Raw genomic sequence first — 18,539 nt, 5'->3', positions numbered from 1 at the left:
AGTCTCCAGAGTCTCAGCGATCGGACACAACCACAGTGATGTGGCTGGTGCGCTTCAGGATGCGATCTGCACGACCTTTAGCACGCGGCATAATGCGCTTCATGCTCGGGCCTTCGTCTACGAAAATTTTCGCAACTTTCAGATCATCAATGTCAGCGCCATCGTTGTGTTCAGCGTTAGCAATGGCAGATTCCAGTACCTTCTTGACCAGTACAGCAGCTTTTTTGTTGGTGTAGGTCAGAATATCCAGGGCCTGCGACACTTTCTTACCGCGAATCAGGTCAGCTACGAGGCGAACCTTCTGAGCAGAAGAACGAGCATGGCGATGTTGAGCTAAAGTTTCCATCTCTTCCTCCTACCTTATTTCTTCTTCGCTTTTTTATCAGCAGCGTGGCCGCGATAAGTACGAGTCGGTGCGAATTCACCCAGTTTGTGACCAACCATTTCGTCGGAAACAAAGACTGGAACGTGCTGACGACCATTATGGACAGCGATGGTCAAACCGATCATGTTAGGAAAGATCGTTGAACGACGGGACCAAGTGCGCAGGGGCTTCTTGTCTCCGCTTTCCACCGCTTTCTCTACCTTCTTCAGCAAGTGCAGGTCAATAAAAGGACCTTTCTTGAGAGAACGTGGCATGGCTTATCCTCTAAAATTATTTGCTACGGCGACGTACGATGAATTTATCAGTACGCTTGTTGCTGCGGGTCTTCTTACCTTTGGTCTGCAGGCCCCACGGGGATACCGGGTGCTTACCAAAGTTACGACCTTCACCACCACCATGTGGGTGGTCTACTGGGTTCATCGCAGTACCGCGAACGGTAGGACGAACACCACGCCAGCGTGCAGCACCTGCTTTACCCAGAACGCGCAGCATATGCTCAGCATTGCCAACTTCGCCCAGAGTAGCGCGGCAGTCTGCTTCGACTTTACGCATTTCACCAGAACGCAGACGCAGGGTGACATAAGCACCATCACGAGCAACGATCTGAACGTAAGTACCAGCGGAACGTGCCAGCTGACCGCCTTTACCTGGTTTCATTTCTACGTTATGAACGGTAGAACCAACCGGGATATTGCGCATCGGCAGGGTGTTGCCTGCTTTGATTGCAGCATCAACGCCAGACTGAATCTGGTCACCAGCTTTCAGGCCTTTCGGGGCCAGGATGTAACGGCGCTCGCCGTCTTTGTACAGAACCAGCGCGATGTTCGCGGAGCGGTTCGGATCGTACTCAAGACGTTCAACAACTGCCGGGATACCATCTTTGTTGCGTTTGAAGTCAACAATACGGTAAGCCTGCTTGTGGCCACCACCGATATGACGGGTGGTGATACGGCCATTGTTGTTACGACCACCGGATTTGCTGTTTTTTTCCAGCAACGGAGCAAAAGGTTTGCCCTTGTGCAGCTCTGGGTTAACCACTTTAACGACGTGGCGACGACCCGGAGATGTCGGTTTACATTTAACAACTGCCATTGTATTACTCCTCCGACTTACTCAGCGCCGCCAACGAAGTCCAGATTCTGGCCTTCCTTCAGGGTGACGTAAGCTTTTTTCCAGTCGCTACGACGACCGATACGCTGTCCGTGACGTTTAACTTTCCCTTTAACTACCAGGGTGTTAACGACTTCGACTTCGACTTCAAACAGTTTCTGCACAGCAGCTTTGATTTCTGCTTTGGTCGCGTCTTTAGCAACTTTGAGAACGATGGTGTTTGTTTTTTCCATCGCAGTAGACGCTTTTTCAGAAACGTGCGGTGCGCGCAGCACCTTCAGCAGACGTTCTTCACGAATCATGCCAGCATCTCCTCAACTTGCTTAACAGCATCAGCAGTCATTACGACTTTGTCGAAGGCGATCAGGCTAACCGGGTCGATACCGTTCGCATCACGTACGTCAACCTTGTGCAGGTTACGTGCGGCCAGGAACAGGTTCTCGTCCAGCTCACCGGTGATGATCAGCACATCTTCCAGAGCCATGTCTTTCAGTTTCTGTGCCAGCAGCTTAGTTTTCGGCGCTTCAACAGAGAACTTCTCGACAACGATCAGACGATCCTGACGTACCAGTTCGGACAGAATGCTTTTCAGCGCGCCGCGGTACATCTTCTTGTTAACTTTTTGACTGTGGTCCTGCGGACGAGCAGCGAAGGTCACGCCACCGGAACGCCAGATCGGGCTCTTGATAGAACCAGAACGCGCACGGCCGGTACCTTTCTGGCGCCACGGTTTTTTACCGGAGCCAGTGATTTCAGCACGAGTCTTCTGAGCACGAGTGCCCTGACGCGCACCAGCTGCATAAGCAACAACAACCTGGTGAACCAGCGCTTCGTTGAAATCACGACCGAAGGTAGTTTCGGAAACAGTCAGCGCGCTCTGCGCGTCTTTCAATACTAATTCCATTGCTATCTCCTCACGCCTTCACAGCTGGTTTAACGATCAGGTCGCTACCGGTAGCACCCGGGACAGCACCTTTAACCAGCAGCAGGTTGCGCTCAGCGTCAACACGTACTACGTCCAGGCTCTGAACGGTTACACGCTCATTACCCAGCTGACCTGCCATTTTCTTGCCTTTGAACACTTTGCCCGGAGTCTGGTTCTGACCGATAGAACCCGGAACGCGGTGAGACAAGGAGTTACCGTGAGTAGCGTCCTGGGTACGGAAGTTCCAGCGCTTAACGGTACCAGCAAAACCTTTACCTTTAGAGGTACCGGTTACGTCAACTTTTTTAACGTCAGCAAACAGTTCAACGCTAATGTTCTGACCTACGGTGAATTCTTCGCCGTCAGCAAGACGGAATTCCCACAGACCACGGCCAGCTTCAACGCCAGCTTTAGCGAAGTGACCCGCTTCCGGCTTGGTTACACGGTTAGCTTTTTTAGCACCGGTGGTAACCTGGATTGCGCGGTAGCCATCGTTAGCCAGGTCTTTAACCTGAGTAACGCGGTTTGCTTCAACTTCGATTACGGTTACTGGGATAGATACGCCATCTTCAGTGAAGATGCGGGTCATGCCCACTTTTTTACCGACTAAACCAATCATTGTTTCAACCTCTCAATCGCTCGATGACCTGATTAACCCAGGCTGATCTGCACGTCTACACCGGCAGCCAGATCCAGACGCATCAGAGCATCAACGGTTTTTTCAGTTGGCTCAACGATGTCAACCAGACGCTTGTGAGTGCGAATCTCGTACTGATCACGCGCGTCTTTGTTGACGTGCGGGGAGATCAGAACGGTAAAGCGCTCTTTGCGGGTCGGCAGCGGGATCGGACCACGGACTTGCGCACCAGTGCGCTTAGCAGTCTCGACGATTTCCGCGGTTGATTGATCGATCAGACGATGATCAAACGCTTTAAGGCGGATACGGATTCTTTGGTTCTGCATGAGACCAGAGCTCCAATTATTTTATAGACGAAATGATTACTCCTCATACCCATTACGATTGATGGGAGAGTGTAACCGTTCTTACATAGTCCCCCGATTGGGGACATTGTTTGATAGCAAAAAGCACTATCAGGGTTCATATCGAACCGGCTGTCAACTTTGACAGGCCCGCGCATTATACGCAAATTCTGGCACGACGCAAGCGCTGTTTAGAAAATCATCACCGGGATTTGCGCGTCTTCGCGATAGTGCGCTGTGCAAGCGCCGTAACGCTGCCAATAAATCCGCAAAGCGCCATCCACTCTCGAAAATTGCATTTTGCCCTGCGCCGAGCCGATAAGCATAGTGAGGCCATGTTCATTGCTCATCACGGGGTAACCTATGCTCGCCGCCCTCCCCTTCTTACTGTGCTATAGCGGATTGACGCTAGCATTATGTCAGCAGGACCTGCGTTACGGCTTGCTGCCAGACCGTTTCACCTGTCCCCTGCTATGGAGCGGCTTGCTTTTTTATCTCTGTCTGGCGCCGCATCAGCTCAACGAGGCTGTCTGGGGAGCACTAGCCGGCTATCTCTCGTTTGCCGCCCTTTATTGGCTATACCGCAGGGTCCGTGGGCATGAAGGATTAGGCTATGGCGATATAAAATATCTCGCCGCCCTTGGGGCCTGGCATGGCTGGCGAATGCTGCCGCAGCTGGTGCTGGTAGCGTCATTGCTCGCTGGCATGACGTGGGTGATATTGGGACTGTCCGCCAGGTGCGGCGGCAACAGAAAATGGGAAAAGAATAACCCGCTGCCATTTGGGCCATTTCTGGCGGCAGCAGGTTTCTGGTGCGGGTGGCAAACGCTGGCTAATCTGACACTTTGATCTGCGACTGCAGGTAATTTTGCAGGCCAATTTTGCCAATGAGATCGAGTTCGGTTTCCAGCCAGTCGATATGGCCTTCTTCATCCGCCAGGATCTCAATCATCATATCGCGGCTGACATAGTCATGTACGCTGTCGGCATAGGCGATCGCTTCACGCAGGTTTTGCGCGCCTTCCAGCTCCAGGCGTAAATCTGACTGCAGCATCTCTTCCACATCTTCACCGATGCCAAGTTTGCCGAGATCCTGCAGATTAGGAATGCCTTCGAGGAAAAGAATACGCTCGATGTACTTATCGGCGTGCTTCATTTCATCAATTGATTCGTGGTACTCAATATCGTTGAGGCGCATCAGACCCCAGTTTTTGAACATTCTCGCATGGAGAAAGTACTGATTGATTGCGACCAGCTCATTTCCCAATAATTTATTGAGATAACTTATGATTTTGACATCACCTTTCATTATATAGTCCCTCCGCTTCCACTTATTGAAGCGTAGTCCGGCCTATAGGGATGTCAAAAGAGAAGCGCGGACTTCAGGCGATTTCTTTGAATTCCGGCATGGTGGTTAATTCATCTTCCATCACTTCACGTGCAGCTCGAACACACTTACCGCATTGATTTCCAACGGGAACAAACTTACGTAATTGCTGAAAAGATTGCGGTTGAAACTGGCGAACAATCTGGCGAATTTTTTTATCGCTAACGCCATTGCACAAACAAACGTACATATAAACTCCCGTTCAATTTATGCACAAATATTAAATGAGAATAGTTATGATTACAATAGACCATTTGCGCATTATCCGCCGCAGCGCACGTTATGAATGGTGTGTTGTACACGTTATTTCGCGGAACTGCGCGCAGCAAAAAGGGCGCCGAAGCGCCCTTTTTATTCGAAGCTAACGAATTAGCCCAGAACTTTAGCTACAACGCCCGCGCCAACGGTACGGCCGCCTTCACGGATTGCGAAACGCAGACCGTCGTCCATCGCGATCGGGTGGATCAGGGTAACAACCATTTTGATGTTGTCGCCCGGCATAACCATCTCTACGCCTTCCGGCAGTTCGATGGTGCCAGTCACGTCAGTAGTACGGAAGTAGAACTGCGGACGGTAGCCTTTGAAGAACGGAGTATGACGGCCGCCTTCGTCTTTGGACAGGATGTACACTTCAGATTCGAACTTGGTGTGCGGCTTGATGCTGCCCGGCTTAGCCAGTACCTGACCACGTTCGATTTCTTCACGTTTGATACCACGCAGCAGAACACCAACGTTCTCACCAGCACGGCCTTCGTCCAGCAGTTTGCGGAACATTTCAACGCCAGTACAGGTGGTTTTCGCGGTGTCTTTGATACCAACGATTTCAACTTCTTCACCGACTTTGATGATACCGCGCTCTACACGACCGGTAACAACGGTACCACGACCGGAGATGGAGAATACGTCTTCGATCGGCAGCAGGAACGGCTTGTCAATCGCACGCTCTGGTTCCGGGATATAGGTATCCAGGTGGCCAGCCAGTTCGATGATTTTTGCTTCCCACTCTGCGTCGCCTTCCAGCGCTTTCAGAGCAGAACCACGAACGATCGGAGTGTCGTCGCCCGGGAAATCGTACTGAGACAGCAGTTCACGAACTTCCATCTCAACCAGTTCCAGCAGCTCTTCGTCATCAACCATGTCGCATTTGTTCAGGAACACGATGATGTACGGAACGCCTACCTGACGACCCAGCAGGATGTGCTCACGAGTCTGCGGCATCGGGCCGTCAGTCGCAGCAACAACCAGGATCGCGCCGTCCATCTGCGCAGCACCGGTGATCATGTTTTTAACATAGTCGGCGTGGCCCGGGCAGTCTACGTGTGCGTAGTGGCGAGTCGGGGTGTCATATTCAACGTGAGAGGTGTTGATGGTGATACCACGAGCTTTTTCTTCCGGTGCGTTATCGATCTGGTCGAATGCACGAGCAGAACCACCGTAGGTTTTAGCCAGAACGGTAGTGATGGCAGCAGTCAGGGTAGTTTTACCATGGTCAACGTGGCCGATAGTACCAACGTTGACGTGCGGTTTTGTACGTTCAAATTTTTCTTTAGACACGGCTATATTCCTTACTATAGTGCTCTCCCCTTCGGAGAGAACACGGGACTTAGGTTTTAATCCTGTGGATTATTTACCACGGGCTTCAATAACGGCCTGAGCAACGTTGTTCGGCGCATCATCATACTTCAGGAATTCCATGGTGTATGATGCACGACCTTTGGTCAGAGAACGCAGCTGAGTTGCATAACCGAACATTTCGGACAGCGGTACTTCAGCGTGGATCTTAACGCCGGTTACTTCGGATTCCTGACCGCGCAGCATACCGCGACGACGGCTCAAGTCACCGATAACATCACCAGTGTTCTCTTCCGGAGTTTCTACTTCAACCTTCATGATCGGCTCAAGCAGAACTGGTTTTGCTTTCTTAAAGCCTTCTTTAAAGGCAATAGACGCAGCCAGTTTAAACGCCAGCTCAGAGGAGTCAACGTCGTGGTAAGAACCGAAGTGCAGACGGATACCCATATCAACTACCGGGTAACCTGCCAGCGGACCAGCTTTCAGCTGTTCCTGGATGCCTTTATCAACGGCCGGGATGTATTCGCCAGGAATTACACCACCTTTGATGTCGTTGATGAACTCGTAACCTTTCGGGTTAGAGCCCGGCTCCAGCGGGTACATGTCGATCACAACGTGACCGTACTGACCACGACCACCAGACTGCTTGGCGTGTTTACCTTCGATATCGGTAACTTTCGCGCGAATCGCTTCACGGTAAGCAACCTGAGGTTTACCGACGTTCGCTTCAACGTTGAATTCACGCTTCATACGGTCAACGATGATGTCGAGGTGCAGCTCACCCATACCGGCGATGATGGTCTGGTTAGACTCTTCGTCAGTCCATACGCGGAATGACGGGTCTTCTTTAGCCAGACGACCCAGAGCCAGACCCATTTTTTCCTGGTCAGCTTTGGTTTTCGGCTCAACGGCGATGGAGATTACCGGCTCAGGGAATTCCATACGCTCCAGAATGATCGGCGCATCCGGGTCACACAGGGTGTCACCAGTGGTTACGTCTTTCAGACCGATAGCAGCAGCGATGTCGCCCGCGCGAACTTCTTTGATCTCTTCACGTTTGTTAGCGTGCATCTGTACGATACGACCGAAACGCTCACGTGCAGCTTTCACGGAGTTCAGTACGGTATCACCAGAGTTAACCACACCGGAGTACACACGGAAGAAGGTCAGGTTACCAACAAACGGGTCGGTAGCGATTTTGAACGCCAGTGCAGAGAACGGCTCTTCGTCGCTTGCGTGACGCTCAGCCGGGGTATCTTTACCGTCGTCCAGAATACCGTTGATTGCCGGAACATCAACCGGGGATGGCAGGTAATCAATTACCGCATCCAGCATCGCCTGAACACCTTTGTTCTTGAACGCAGAACCGCAGGTTACCAGGATGATTTCGTTGTTCAGAACACGCTGACGCAGAGCTTTTTTGATCTCTTCTTCAGTCAGTTCTTCACCACCCAGGTATTTCTCCATCAGCTCTTCGGAAGCTTCCGCAGCGGACTCGATCAGGTTCTGGTGCCATTCGTCAGCCAGGTCCTGCATGTCAGCCGGGATATCTTCGTATTCGAAGGTAACGCCCTGGTCTGCATCGTTCCAGTTGATGGCTTTCATTTTCACCAGGTCAACAACACCGGTGAAACCTTCTTCAGCACCAATCGCCAGCTGCAGCGGAACCGGGTTCGCGCCCAGACGGGTTTTGATCTGACCAACAACTTTCAGGAAGTTCGCACCCATGCGGTCCATTTTGTTAACGAACGCAATGCGCGGAACTTTATATTTGTTTGCCTGACGCCATACGGTTTCAGACTGTGGCTGAACACCACCAACTGCGCAGTAAACCATTACCGCACCATCAAGAACACGCATGGAACGTTCTACTTCGATAGTGAAGTCAACGTGCCCCGGGGTGTCGATGATGTTTACACGGTGCGGTTCATACTGCTTAGCCATACCAGACCAGAATGCAGTAGTCGCAGCGGAAGTGATGGTGATACCACGTTCCTGCTCCTGCTCCATCCAGTCCATGGTAGCGGCGCCGTCATGAACTTCACCGATTTTGTGGTTTACACCGGTGTAGAACAGAATACGTTCGGTAGTAGTGGTTTTACCGGCGTCGATGTGCGCACTGATACCGATGTTACGGTAGCGTGCGATGGGTGTTGTACGAGCCATTTGATTCCTCGTTTATTTCTTTAGGCGTTCAGTTAAGTTATCCAGAGCGGGCGACTCATCTGAAGCGCCCGCCTGGTGACTATGACTCCGAAGGGATTACCAACGGTAGTGTGCGAACGCCTTGTTGGCTTCGGCCATACGGTGAACGTCTTCACGTTTCTTAACTGCAGTACCTTTGTTGTCTGCAGCATCAGTGAGTTCGTTCGCCAGGCGCAGAGCCATGGATTTATCACCGCGTTTACGAGCAGCTTCAACGATCCAACGCATTGCCAGAGCATTACGACGAACCGGACGAACTTCAACTGGAACCTGATAAGTAGAACCACCAACGCGGCGAGACTTAACTTCTACAGTCGGGCGCACGTTGTCGAGAGCGACTTCGAAAGCTTCCAGTTCATTTTTACCAGAGCGCTGAGCCAGGGTCTCCAGCGCGCTGTATACGATTGCTTCTGCAGTAGATTTTTTACCATCTACCATCAGGATATTGACAAATTTAGCCAGCAGTTCTGATCCGAACTTCGGATCCGGCAGAATTTTACGCTGACCAATGACGCGACGACGTGGCATGGAAATACTCCGTTGTTAATTCAGGATTGTCCAAAACTCTAAGAGTTTAGTATGACATTAAGGTAAATCAGTTTGGCCTTACTTAACGGAGAACCATTAAGCCTTAGGACGCTTCACGCCGTACTTGGAGCGAGCCTGCTTACGGTCTTTAACGCCGGAGCAGTCAAGCGCACCACGAACGGTGTGGTAACGAACACCCGGAAGGTCTTTAACACGACCGCCACGGATCAGGATCACGGAGTGCTCCTGCAGGTTGTGACCTTCACCACCGATGTAGGAGGTGACTTCGAAACCGTTAGTCAGACGCACACGGCAAACTTTACGCAGTGCGGAGTTCGGTTTCTTAGGAGTGGTGGTATATACGCGAGTACATACGCCACGTTTCTGCGGGCAGGCTTCCAGCGCAGGCACGTTGCTCTTTGCAACTTTGCGTGCGCGTGGTTTGCGTACCAGCTGGTTAATTGTTGCCATTAAATAGCTCCTGGTTTTAGCTTTTGCTTCGTAAACACGTAATAAATCGCCTCATATAATATGAGGACGCAGAATTTTAGGGCGGTGCCGAAAAGGTGTCAAGAAATATACAACGATCCCGCCATCACCAGGCCAGCTGACCGGCATGTTTTACCGTGAGTCTGACGAAATCAGTATAGCTAACCCTACCGACACTGTCCGCAATTTGACCAGCCAGCCCGCGGGCGTCAACGTCGTCTTGCAGCACATAGAGGGTTATGGGGGCGGATTGCAGGATCTCAAGGAAGCGACCGCCGGCGATGGCCGCCGTGACGCCATCAGACAGCAATAACAGATCGTCGCCGTGATCCATCACGCGAAGCATTGCTGCAATATCGGCATGCCAGGGAGAAACACTGAGCGTATGGAGCATGGGGACCTCAGAAACGCAAAATCACATCAAATTCATGCAGACGGGCGCGCAGGGTATCCGGCGCCAGGCATTCGACATCCACCGCCCACGGAGTAGCGGGGTCCAGACCGCGCTCCCGCGCGGAGTCGGCACACAGCCAGCACTGATCGATGTCATACAGTGACAGCAGTTTAAAGGTGGCTATGTAGTCGCGAGCCAGCACTGCACCCGGCCGTTGATCGGGCAGCAGTTGAAAAACGCCGTCGCCTACAAAGAACACGCCAATCTCGTCGGTGAGCGCGGAGGTTGCTAATAAGGCATCGAGCCCTTCCCTGCCGGCGGCGCTGCCGTGCGGCGCGGAGGAAAAAATAAAAGCCACACGTTTCATCAGAACTGCACCATCCGATCGCAAGTGAGCGCGGCTTCCGCCAGCGCGCCGAGCCCGCTCAGCGTGAAGCCGGGTTGCAAATTGTGGCTGGCCAGCGCGAGCTGTTGCGCCTCACGCTCGTCCGTTACGCCTCGACGCAAGGCAGCCGCCACGCAGATGTGTAGTGCCACACCTTGTTCATCGTGCAATGATTGCCACGCGCGCACCAGATCGAACTCATCGCTGGCGGGCGCCGTCAGTTGGTTAGCGTTGAGCACGCCTTCGCGATAGAAAAAAACGCATGCCAGTTCATGACCTTCCTGCAATACGGCCTGGGCAAACTGCCAGGCGCTGCTCGCCTGCTGGGTCCCATAGGCAGGGCCAGTCACCGTGAGGGCAAAACGCATTACTTATCCAGCCCCTGGAAATCGCCGCTCTTGAACTGGCGGATATAGAGGTAGACGGTATGCTTGGAGATATTCAGACGATCGGCCACCTGGTTAATGGCGTCTTTGATATCGAAGATCCCTTTTTCGTAGAGATTCAGCACGATTTGGCGGTTTTTCGCATTATTAGACACGCTGCGATCGGCGTTCACCTCTTCAATGGTGAATTCCAGCGTCTGCGCGACCAGATCGTCAACCGAGGAAGCAAAGTTCACCGGTGAGTTGACCTCCGGCGTTTCTGGCGGAATAAAGGTGCTCATGATCTGTGAAAAAGGCACATCCAGATTCATGTTGATGCACAGCAGACCGATCACCCGATGATCGCGATTGCGAATGGCTATCGTCACCGACTTCATCAGTACGCCGCTTTTGGCACGGGTGAAGTAGCATTTGGAAACGCTGCTATCGGCGCCCGTCATATCGTGCAGCATGCGCAGCGCAAGATCGGTAATCGGTGAACCGATTTGGCGGCCGGTATGTTCACCATTGGCGATACGGATGGCAGAGCATTTAAGATCCTGCAAAGAATGCAGCACGATTTCACAGTGCGAACCGATGAGCATCGCCAACCCGTCCACCACCGCTTCATAAGATTTAAGAATATCGAAATCGGTCTGGTCAAAGGGACGTTGATCCAGCAGGTCAAGCTCGCTGGTTTCGTTGGTTAAAAGCGACCTGGACATGAAAAAAAGCACTCCTTTTCAGGAGCCTGTCGTTATTGTCAGGGCAGGCTCATCATCATTATTAAGCTATCTAAAGTAATACAGCGCCTGAGGATCTTTCCAGTTTTAATTATATCTGCGCTCAATAAAAAAGCCGCCGCCTCTGACGAGACGGCGGCCTGAACCCGATTACTTCTTAGCGTCAGCGTTCGCGTCTGCGGCTTTCGCGTCGCCAGCGGCTTCCGGCTGTGCATCCGCCTTCGGCGCCGGTTTGATATCCAGCAGTTCTACGTCAAAGACCAGCGTAGAGTTGGCCGGGATCCCCGGAACGCCGGTTTTGCCGTAAGCCAGATCCGGTGGAATGACCAGCTTGATTTTTCCGCCTTTCTTGATGTTCTTCAGGCCTTCCGTCCAGCCCGGGATCACGCCGTCCAGGCGGAAAGAGAGCGGCTCACCGCGGGTATAAGAGTTATCAAACTCTTTACCGTCGATCAGGGTGCCTTTGTAGTTAACCACCACGGTGTCGCTGTCTTTCGGCGCATCACCAGTGCCTTCTTTCTCGACTTTATACAGCAGGCCAGTTTTCGATGTTTTCACGCCCTTCTCTTTAGCAAAGCTATCGCGGAAGGTTTTGCCTTTGGCTTCGTTCTCAGTCGCGTCTTTTTCCATTTTCTGCTGAGCCGCGGTCTTCACGCGCGTTTCAAAGGCCTGCAGAGTCTGTTCGATCTCCTGGTCGGACAGCTTGCTCTTATCGGCAAACGCGTCCTGTACGCCGGCGATCAACTGGGCTTTGTCCAGCTTAATGCCCAGCTTTTCTTGTTCTTTCAGGGAGTTTTCCATGTAACGCCCGAGAGACGCGCCCAGTGCATAGGCGGATTTCTGATCGTCATTTTTAAATGCCGATTTACTCTCAGCCGCTGGGGCTGCCTTCGCCGCCGCATCTGCAGCAAAGGTCAGCGGTGCATTCAGGGCGACGGCCATTGTGGTCGCCAGCAGCGTTACTTTAAACAGTGATTTCATCCATTTCTCCAGGGCCGGGGCCTCTCACCCCAGGGTTATCGTAAAAAGCAAAAAACGTACTATAGAACGTTGCCGTTAAAATCTACATACGGACGTTCCTGAATATCGCCTCTTTTAGGACTATTTTTGTATGAATAAGTTTCCTGTCAGACGCAGCGATGCTGCGCGAAAAGAGAAACTTAAGTAGAATCCGCTCGCAGGATCAGACTAAAGAGGTTACCCATGCACGATAGCACATTAGAAACGCGCCTTGCAGAGCTGGAAAGCCGGCTGGCGTTTCAGGAAATCACCATCGAAGACCTCAATAAAACCGTGACCGCCCACGAGATAGAGATGGCGAAGATGCGGGAGCATATGCGTCTGATGATCGAGAAACTGAAGGCGACCCAACCGTCCCATATCGCCTCTCAGGCAGAAGAGACGCCGCCTCCCCATTATTGAGACGTAAAAAAAGCGGGTTTCCCCGCTTTTTTTGGCTATCCGCGCGAACGCGACGCCATTAGTGGCAACCGCAACCGCCGTTACCGCAACCACCTTTGCCGTGTTCATGGTCGTGACCATGATCGTGGCCGTGGCCGCCGCAGCAACCGTCATGACCATGGTCATGATCGTGATCGTGGCCATGAGCGCCATGCACGTGACCATGCTCCAGCTCTTCAGCCGTTGCTTCACGAATAGCGACAACTTCCACATTGAACTTCAGGTTCTGGCCAGCCAGCATGTGGTTGCCATCAACCACAACGTGGTCGTCTTCAACTTCAGTGATTTCTACCGGTACTGGACCCTGATCGGTTTCCGCCAGGAAGCGCATACCAACCTGCAGTTCATCAACGCCCATAAAGACGTCTTTCGGTACACGCTGCACCAGGTTTTCGTCATACTGGCCGTAAGCGTCGTTAGCGCCGACAGCTACGTCAAATTTGTCGCCCACTTCGTGGCCATCCAGCGCGTTTTCCAGGCCGGAAATCAGGGAGCCGTGACCGTGCAGGTAATCCAGCGGCGCGCTTACCGGAGACTCATCAACCAACACACCGTCTTCTGTACGTACCTGATAGGCCAGGCTGACCACCAGGTCTTTTGCTACTTTCATGATATCTCCTGAGATGGGAAGAATAGTGGCGCAGATTGTAGCGGAATTCTGCAGCCGTGTACCCTCTAGCTTAAAAAAAGCCGACGGATAACGCTAGTCGGGATGAAAAATGCCAATCACCTGCTCCTCTTTGCGTACATGCTCACGGGCCTCTTTATCCGCCTCACGCATCTGATGACCGCACTTAACGCATTCAACGACATCGACATTATTCTCACGCCACATCGCCAGCGAATCCTGCGCCTGGCACGCCGGACATTTCGCCCCGGCAATAAAACGTTTACGCACTGCCATATGATTTACCTTTATTCAAACTCGTCCCAGCCGTCCAGCTGCCGGCTTTCTTTCTGCATTTCACGCTGAAAAATCTCTTCCAGTTCGCGTCGGGCTTCCCGCACGCGAGATACCTGTACCGTATCAGTATGCACTGGCATTAACTCGCGCAGCATTCGCATATCGAGCCGTCGGAAGTGCAGTTGCGCGCGCTGGGCCTGGTGAGGATGCATCCCCAGGGTGATGAGCGCTTTGCGCCCCAGTTCCAGTGCACTGGAGAAGGTTTCACGAGAAAACTGCGTCACACCGGCCTGCAGCAGCTCATGCGCCTCAACGCGACCGCGTGCGCGGGCCAGAATATGCAGATGTGGAAAGTGTTGTTGACACATTTCCACCAGCCGCATGGTGTCTTCCGGCTCATTACAGGTGATGACGATCGACTGCGCCTCTTCCGCTCCCGCCGAGCGCAGCAGCTCCAGCTGGGTAGCGTCGCCAAAATAGACTTTGTAGCCATAGTTTCGCATCAGATTCACCGCGCTGATGTCCCGCTCCAGCACTGTAATACGCATCTTATTGGCCATCAGCAGGCGACCGATAACCTGACCAAAGCGACCAAACCCGACAATAATCACCTGCGGCTTGTCATCCTCCACCCACGGCGCCTCATCGGTATCATCTGCCGGATTCAGCCGTCGCGACAATAGCTTATCTATCCCCTTCATCAGCAGCGGCGTCGTCATCATCGATAACGTCACCGCCACCAGCAGCAGCGCCATCTGGTCATGCTGGAACAACCGCTGAGAGGCGGGCAGCGAAAAGAGGACAAACGCGAACTCACCGCCCTGGCTTAATACGCCCGCAAACTGCATCCGCTCTGAACTTCGCAGGCCATAGAGACGGGCCAGCAGATAGAGCACCAGCATTTTTACCGCCACCAGCACCATCACACTCACCGCCACCCACAGCAGATGGGTATACAGCACGCCAAGGTTCAGCGCCATGCCGACGGAGATAAAGAACAGCCCAAGCAGCAGCCCCTTGAACGGATCGATAGCGATTTCCAGTTCGTGGCGATACTCGCTTTCCGCCAGCAGCACGCCGGCGATAAAGGTACCCAGCGCCATCGACAACCCCAGCGCCTCCATAAACAGCGCCGACCCAAGGACCAGCAGTAGCGTGGCGGCAGTAAATACTTCCCTGACCCCTGAGCTGGCGATGAAACGGAACACCGGCCGCAGCAGATAGCGTCCGCCAATCAGCATCCCGGCAAAGGCCAGGACCTTCATACCGACCGTCAGCCAGTTAACATGCTCATCCGCGGAACCGGCCAGCAGGGGCACCAGCGCCAGCGCCGGGATCACCGCCAGATCCTGAAACAGCAGGACCGAAAAGCCTAACTGCCCCGATTCGCTGCGGCTCATTCCCTTCTCACGCATCAGCTGCAGCGCCATGGCGGTGGAAGACATCGCCAGGCCGATCCCGCCGACCACCGCCGCCTGCCATGAAAACCCGGTCGTCATCAGCAGACCGCCAAGGATCGCCGCGCTGAGCATCACCTGCGCCGCGCCGACGCCGAAGATGGAGCTCCGCAGCCGCCATAGCTTGGCCGGATTAAGCTCCAGGCCGATGATAAACATCAGAAACACTACGCCGAGCTCAGAGAAATGGAGAATTTCATCCACATCGCTGATAAACCCAAGTCCCCACGGGCCAATCGCAATCCCGGCCAGCAGATAGCCCAGCACCGCGCCAATACCCAATCTTGAGGCCAGAGGTACGGCAATAACGGCGGCGAACAAAAAAAGAACGCCCGCCAGCAGCAAATCAGATCCCGCCATGTATACCTCCGGCGGTAAGGGGATTGGCCAGCCAGTCCCGGTAGGCCCGAGCGCGGCTACGCAATTCCTCTGGCTGTTGCCGCCGTGCCCAGTAGACAATAATGGGGCTCATCCAGTGCATACGGCACATGCCGGCGGTCAGTTCAAAAGGACGTAAAATATCGTTCATCGGATAGCGATTGGCATCGCGACGGTAGGCGCTCTCAGGTTCGCCGGTGGTGATCACACTACGCCAGTACTTTCCCGCCAGTTCGTTTCCTCCGGCACCGCTGGCGAAGCCGCGGCTTAACACACGATCCAGCCACTCCTTGAGCAGCGCCGGACAGCTCCAGGTATATAAAGGATGCTGGAAAACAATCACCTCATGCTGGCGCAGCAGGTCCTGTTCATGAGCGATATCGATAAAAAAATCCGGATAGTGCGCGTAAAGATCGTGCACGGTGACGTTCGGCAACTGTAAGGCCGGCTCTAATAAAACCCGGTTGGCCACGGAATCATGAGATTCTGGGTGGGCATACAGCAGCAACACTTTCGCTGTCTGAGACATCATTCCCCTCCCGTAGGTCTTCTGGCGGCCTGCGCAGCCCCGGTGTTCTGACACCGCCAGAATGACTTTGTGTATCGTCTTCGTTTTGGGCTACCATGGCGGCCCGGTGAAGCGATTCGCTTCCACACTACATTATCATAATGACAAATTAACATAGTCTGAACATACGGCGCCTTATGATTGTTTTCTCCTCGTTACAAATTCGTCGCGGCGTACGCGTCCTGCTGGACAACGCCACCGCTACCATCAACCCTGGCCAAAAGGTCGGTCTGGTGGGCAAAAACGGCTGCGGGAAATCGACGCTGCTATCGCTTTTGAAAAACGAGATAAGCGCTGACGGCGGCAGTATGACCTTTCCAGGCAGCTGGCAGCTGGCATGGGTGAATCAGGAAACCCCGGCGCTGCCTCAGCCGGCTATCGATTATGTTATTGATGGCGATCGTGAATACCGCCAGCTGGAAGCCGCGCTCCAGCAGGCAAATGAGCGCAACGACGGCCATGCCATCGCCACGGTCCACGGCAAGCTGGACGCCATCGACGCCTGGACCATCCGTTCGCGCGCTGCCAGCCTGCTGCACGGTCTGGGATTCAGCAACGAACAGCTGGAGCGGCCAGTCAGCGATTTTTCCGGCGGCTGGCGTATGCGCCTTAACCTCGCCCAGGCGCTGATTTGCCGCTCCGATCTGCTGCTGCTCGATGAACCGACTAACCACCTCGACCTCGATGCCGTCATCTGGCTCGAAAAATGGCTTAAGGGTTACACAGGTACGCTGATCCTGATCTCCCACGATCGCGATTTTCTCGATCCTATCGTCGACAAAATTATCCATATCGAACAGCAGACGATGTTTGAGTACACCGGTAACTACAGCTCGTTCGAAGTGCAGCGCGCTACCCGTCTCTCTCAGCAGCAGGCGATGTACGAAAGCCAGCAGCAGCGCGTTGCGCATCTACAAAGTTATATCGACCGCTTCCGCGCGAAGGCCACCAAGGCCAAGCAGGCGCAAAGCCGTATCAAAATGCTGGAGCGGATGGAGCTTATCGCCCCGGCGCACGTAGATAACCCATTCCACTTCAGTTTCCGCCAGCCAGAGAGTCTACCTAACCCGCTGCTGAAGATGGAGAAAGTCAGCGCCGGCTACGGCGAGCGTATTATCCTCGACTCCATCAAGCTCAATCTGGTGCCGGGCTCGCGCATCGGCCTGCTGGGCCGCAACGGCGCCGGGAAGTCGACGCTGATTAAGCTGCTGGCAGGTGAACTCCAGCCGGTGAGCGGCGAGATCGGCCTCGCAAAAGGTATCAAGCTCGGCTACTTTGCCCAGCATCAGCTTGAGTTCCTGCGTGCCGATGAATCGCCGCTGCAGCACCTGGCTCGCCTGGCGCCGCAGGAGCTGGAACAAAAGCTGCGTGATTATCTGGGCGGCTTTGGTTTCCAGGGCGATAAGGTCAGCGAAGAGACCCGCCGCTTCTCTGGTGGAGAAAAAGCGCGCCTGGTACTGGCCCTGATCGTCTGGCAGCGCCCTAACCTGCTGCTGCTCGATGAACCGACCAACCACCTTGACCTCGATATGCGTCAGGCCTTAACCGAAGCGCTGATCGACTTTGAAGGGGCGCTGGTTGTCGTGTCGCACGATCGTCACCTGATCCGCTCCACCACCGACGATCTGTACCTCGTCCATGACGGTAAAGTCGAGCCGTTCGACGGCGATCTGGAAGATTATCAGCAGTGGCTCAGCGACTCGCAAAAACAGGAATCACAGAGCAGCGACGCGCCAAAAGAGAGCGGCAACAGCGCCCAGGCGCGCAAGGACCAGAAGCGTCGGGAAGCGGAACTGCGCAGCCAGACCCAACCGCTGCGCAAAGAGATCGCCCGTCTGGAAAAAGAGATGGACAAGCTCAACGCGCAGTTGGCCAGTGCGGAAGAAAAACTTGGCGACAGTGAGCTTTATGACGCCTCACGTAAAGCCGAACTAACCGAATGCCTGCAGCAGCAGGCCAGCGCGAAGTCCGGGCTGGAGGAGTGTGAAATGGCCTGGCTGGAGGCCCAGGAGCAGCTGGAGCAGATGCTTCAGGAAGGCTAATATTGACTTCCTCATCCTGCCTGCGCGTACGATGCCGCTGGCAGGGTGGGTTTCTGCCCTCTCCATGGCCTGCCATCAGTGACATCAATGATTTGTTTTTGCTGTAACCTGGCGTCGCTGGCCACAAGACCACATATTGGCTAACCCCTGTGCGCCCTGCGCGGTATAGTCATCATCACGTTTATTAATTGTTCTGGTGCTATGGTTGAAATCATCCCCACAGACATGACGCCCCCCGAAAACGATTCGCGTGAGTTCCA

The 18,539-nt window shown here is 53.7% G+C and carries 26 protein-coding genes; 3 read left to right on the top strand and 23 right to left on the bottom strand.

Annotation, left to right across the window (positions count from 1 at the left end; genetic code table 11):
* Positions 1-13: 13 nt before the first annotated feature.
* The 8 genes from rplV to R0140_RS01985 all read right to left on the bottom strand — a co-directional run bounded on the left by rplV (position 14) and on the right by R0140_RS01985 (position 3,751).
* Entirely contained in the window at positions 14-346 is a 333-nt protein-coding gene (rplV, locus tag R0140_RS02020; protein WP_002919773.1) for a 50S ribosomal protein L22, read from the bottom strand.
* Positions 347-360: 14 nt separating this feature from the next.
* Entirely contained in the window at positions 361-639 is a 279-nt protein-coding gene (gene rpsS / locus R0140_RS02015; RefSeq protein WP_001138115.1) for a 30S ribosomal protein S19, read from the bottom strand.
* A 16-nt stretch (positions 640-655) separates the two neighbouring features.
* The gene (gene rplB / locus R0140_RS02010; RefSeq protein WP_002919786.1) at positions 656-1,477 is read right to left on the bottom strand and encodes a 50S ribosomal protein L2; all 822 of its coding nucleotides are present in this window, start codon (positions 1,475-1,477) and stop codon (positions 656-658) included.
* Positions 1,478-1,494: 17 nt separating this feature from the next.
* Positions 1,495-1,797, bottom strand: a complete 303-nt coding sequence (gene rplW / locus R0140_RS02005) for a 50S ribosomal protein L23 (protein ID WP_000617546.1) — start codon at positions 1,795-1,797, stop codon at positions 1,495-1,497.
* Positions 1,794-2,399 (bottom strand): 50S ribosomal protein L4, encoded by a 606-nt coding sequence (rplD, locus tag R0140_RS02000; RefSeq protein ID WP_002919794.1) that lies wholly within the window; start codon positions 2,397-2,399, stop codon positions 1,794-1,796. The genes rplW and rplD overlap by 4 nt, the downstream gene beginning before the upstream one ends.
* A 10-nt stretch (positions 2,400-2,409) precedes the next feature.
* Positions 2,410-3,039, bottom strand: a complete 630-nt coding sequence (rplC, locus tag R0140_RS01995; RefSeq protein ID WP_002919796.1) for a 50S ribosomal protein L3 — start codon at positions 3,037-3,039, stop codon at positions 2,410-2,412.
* Positions 3,040-3,071: 32 nt separating this feature from the next.
* A complete protein-coding gene (gene rpsJ, locus R0140_RS01990) occupies positions 3,072-3,383 on the bottom strand; it encodes a 30S ribosomal protein S10 (protein ID WP_001181005.1) in 312 nt (103 codons plus the stop codon).
* Between the two features lie 209 nt (positions 3,384-3,592).
* Positions 3,593-3,751: a hypothetical protein gene (locus tag R0140_RS01985; protein WP_153242722.1), complete on the bottom strand. Its 159-nt coding sequence runs from the start codon at positions 3,749-3,751 to the stop codon at positions 3,593-3,595.
* A 13-nt stretch (positions 3,752-3,764) separates the two neighbouring features.
* On the opposite strand from R0140_RS01985, the gene R0140_RS01980 reads away from it, so the two are divergent.
* Positions 3,765-4,250, top strand: a complete 486-nt coding sequence (locus tag R0140_RS01980) for a prepilin peptidase (protein WP_008807047.1) — start codon at positions 3,765-3,767, stop codon at positions 4,248-4,250.
* Here R0140_RS01980 and bfr read toward each other — a convergent pair.
* The 11 genes from bfr to fkpA form a co-directional block, all read right to left on the bottom strand.
* On the bottom strand, positions 4,234-4,710 hold the full coding sequence (gene bfr / locus R0140_RS01975) for a bacterioferritin (RefSeq protein WP_004206792.1): 477 nt from the start codon (positions 4,708-4,710) through the stop codon (positions 4,234-4,236). The genes R0140_RS01980 and bfr overlap by 17 nt on opposite strands.
* A gap of 73 nt (positions 4,711-4,783) precedes the next feature.
* Positions 4,784-4,978 (bottom strand): bacterioferritin-associated ferredoxin, encoded by a 195-nt coding sequence (gene bfd, locus R0140_RS01970; RefSeq protein ID WP_317703935.1) that lies wholly within the window; start codon positions 4,976-4,978, stop codon positions 4,784-4,786.
* A gap of 179 nt (positions 4,979-5,157) precedes the next feature.
* The gene (tuf, locus tag R0140_RS01965; RefSeq protein ID WP_012540432.1) at positions 5,158-6,342 is read right to left on the bottom strand and encodes an elongation factor Tu; all 1,185 of its coding nucleotides are present in this window, start codon (positions 6,340-6,342) and stop codon (positions 5,158-5,160) included.
* Between the two features lie 69 nt (positions 6,343-6,411).
* Complete coding sequence (gene fusA / locus R0140_RS01960; protein WP_008807045.1) at positions 6,412-8,526, bottom strand: elongation factor G; 2,115 nt, start codon at positions 8,524-8,526, stop codon at positions 6,412-6,414.
* 96 nt (positions 8,527-8,622) lie between these two features.
* Positions 8,623-9,093, bottom strand: a complete 471-nt coding sequence (gene rpsG / locus R0140_RS01955) for a 30S ribosomal protein S7 (RefSeq protein WP_008807044.1) — start codon at positions 9,091-9,093, stop codon at positions 8,623-8,625.
* Between the two features lie 96 nt (positions 9,094-9,189).
* Entirely contained in the window at positions 9,190-9,564 is a 375-nt protein-coding gene (gene rpsL, locus R0140_RS01950; RefSeq protein WP_002920115.1) for a 30S ribosomal protein S12, read from the bottom strand.
* Between the two features lie 124 nt (positions 9,565-9,688).
* A complete protein-coding gene (gene tusB, locus R0140_RS01945) occupies positions 9,689-9,976 on the bottom strand; it encodes a sulfurtransferase complex subunit TusB (protein ID WP_008807043.1) in 288 nt (95 codons plus the stop codon).
* Positions 9,977-9,983: 7 nt separating this feature from the next.
* The gene (gene tusC / locus R0140_RS01940; RefSeq protein WP_012967152.1) at positions 9,984-10,343 is read right to left on the bottom strand and encodes a sulfurtransferase complex subunit TusC; all 360 of its coding nucleotides are present in this window, start codon (positions 10,341-10,343) and stop codon (positions 9,984-9,986) included.
* Positions 10,343-10,729, bottom strand: coding sequence for a sulfurtransferase complex subunit TusD (gene tusD / locus R0140_RS01935; RefSeq protein WP_008807041.1), 387 nt, complete (start codon positions 10,727-10,729; stop codon positions 10,343-10,345). Before tusD ends, tusC begins: the two co-directional genes overlap by 1 nt.
* The gene (locus R0140_RS01930) at positions 10,729-11,451 is read right to left on the bottom strand and encodes a helix-turn-helix transcriptional regulator (protein WP_002920130.1); all 723 of its coding nucleotides are present in this window, start codon (positions 11,449-11,451) and stop codon (positions 10,729-10,731) included. The genes tusD and R0140_RS01930 overlap by 1 nt, the downstream gene beginning before the upstream one ends.
* Positions 11,452-11,619: 168 nt before the next feature.
* Positions 11,620-12,450: an FKBP-type peptidyl-prolyl cis-trans isomerase gene (gene fkpA / locus R0140_RS01925; protein ID WP_012540430.1), complete on the bottom strand. Its 831-nt coding sequence runs from the start codon at positions 12,448-12,450 to the stop codon at positions 11,620-11,622.
* Between the two features lie 222 nt (positions 12,451-12,672).
* Here fkpA and R0140_RS01920 point away from each other — a divergent pair, with 222 nt between their 5' ends.
* Complete coding sequence (locus tag R0140_RS01920; protein ID WP_002920136.1) at positions 12,673-12,891, top strand: protein SlyX; 219 nt, start codon at positions 12,673-12,675, stop codon at positions 12,889-12,891.
* Between the two features lie 58 nt (positions 12,892-12,949).
* Here the strand turns inward: R0140_RS01920 and slyD are convergent, their stop codons facing one another.
* From slyD to kefG, 4 genes are all read right to left on the bottom strand, one after another.
* Positions 12,950-13,540: a peptidylprolyl isomerase gene (gene slyD, locus R0140_RS01915; protein WP_008807039.1), complete on the bottom strand. Its 591-nt coding sequence runs from the start codon at positions 13,538-13,540 to the stop codon at positions 12,950-12,952.
* Positions 13,541-13,633: 93 nt separating this feature from the next.
* Entirely contained in the window at positions 13,634-13,834 is a 201-nt protein-coding gene (locus R0140_RS01910; protein WP_002920143.1) for a YheV family putative zinc ribbon protein, read from the bottom strand.
* Positions 13,835-13,845: 11 nt separating this feature from the next.
* Positions 13,846-15,651 (bottom strand): glutathione-regulated potassium-efflux system protein KefB, encoded by a 1,806-nt coding sequence (gene kefB / locus R0140_RS01905; RefSeq protein ID WP_012967149.1) that lies wholly within the window; start codon positions 15,649-15,651, stop codon positions 13,846-13,848.
* Positions 15,638-16,201, bottom strand: coding sequence for a glutathione-regulated potassium-efflux system ancillary protein KefG (gene kefG / locus R0140_RS01900; RefSeq protein WP_008807037.1), 564 nt, complete (start codon positions 16,199-16,201; stop codon positions 15,638-15,640). Before kefG ends, kefB begins: the two co-directional genes overlap by 14 nt.
* 173 nt (positions 16,202-16,374) lie before the next feature.
* On the opposite strand from kefG, the gene R0140_RS01895 reads away from it, so the two are divergent.
* A complete protein-coding gene (locus tag R0140_RS01895; protein ID WP_008807036.1) occupies positions 16,375-18,279 on the top strand; it encodes an ABC transporter ATP-binding protein in 1,905 nt (634 codons plus the stop codon).
* The last annotated feature ends 260 nt before the right edge of the window (positions 18,280-18,539 follow it).

The sequence above is a fragment of the Klebsiella sp. w6 genome (assembly GCF_033100215.1).
Lineage (GTDB): Bacteria > Pseudomonadota > Gammaproteobacteria > Enterobacterales > Enterobacteriaceae > Klebsiella > Klebsiella variicola.
The sequence above is the reverse complement of the archived record's forward strand: the minus strand, read 5'-3'. Positions and strand labels throughout refer to the sequence as shown.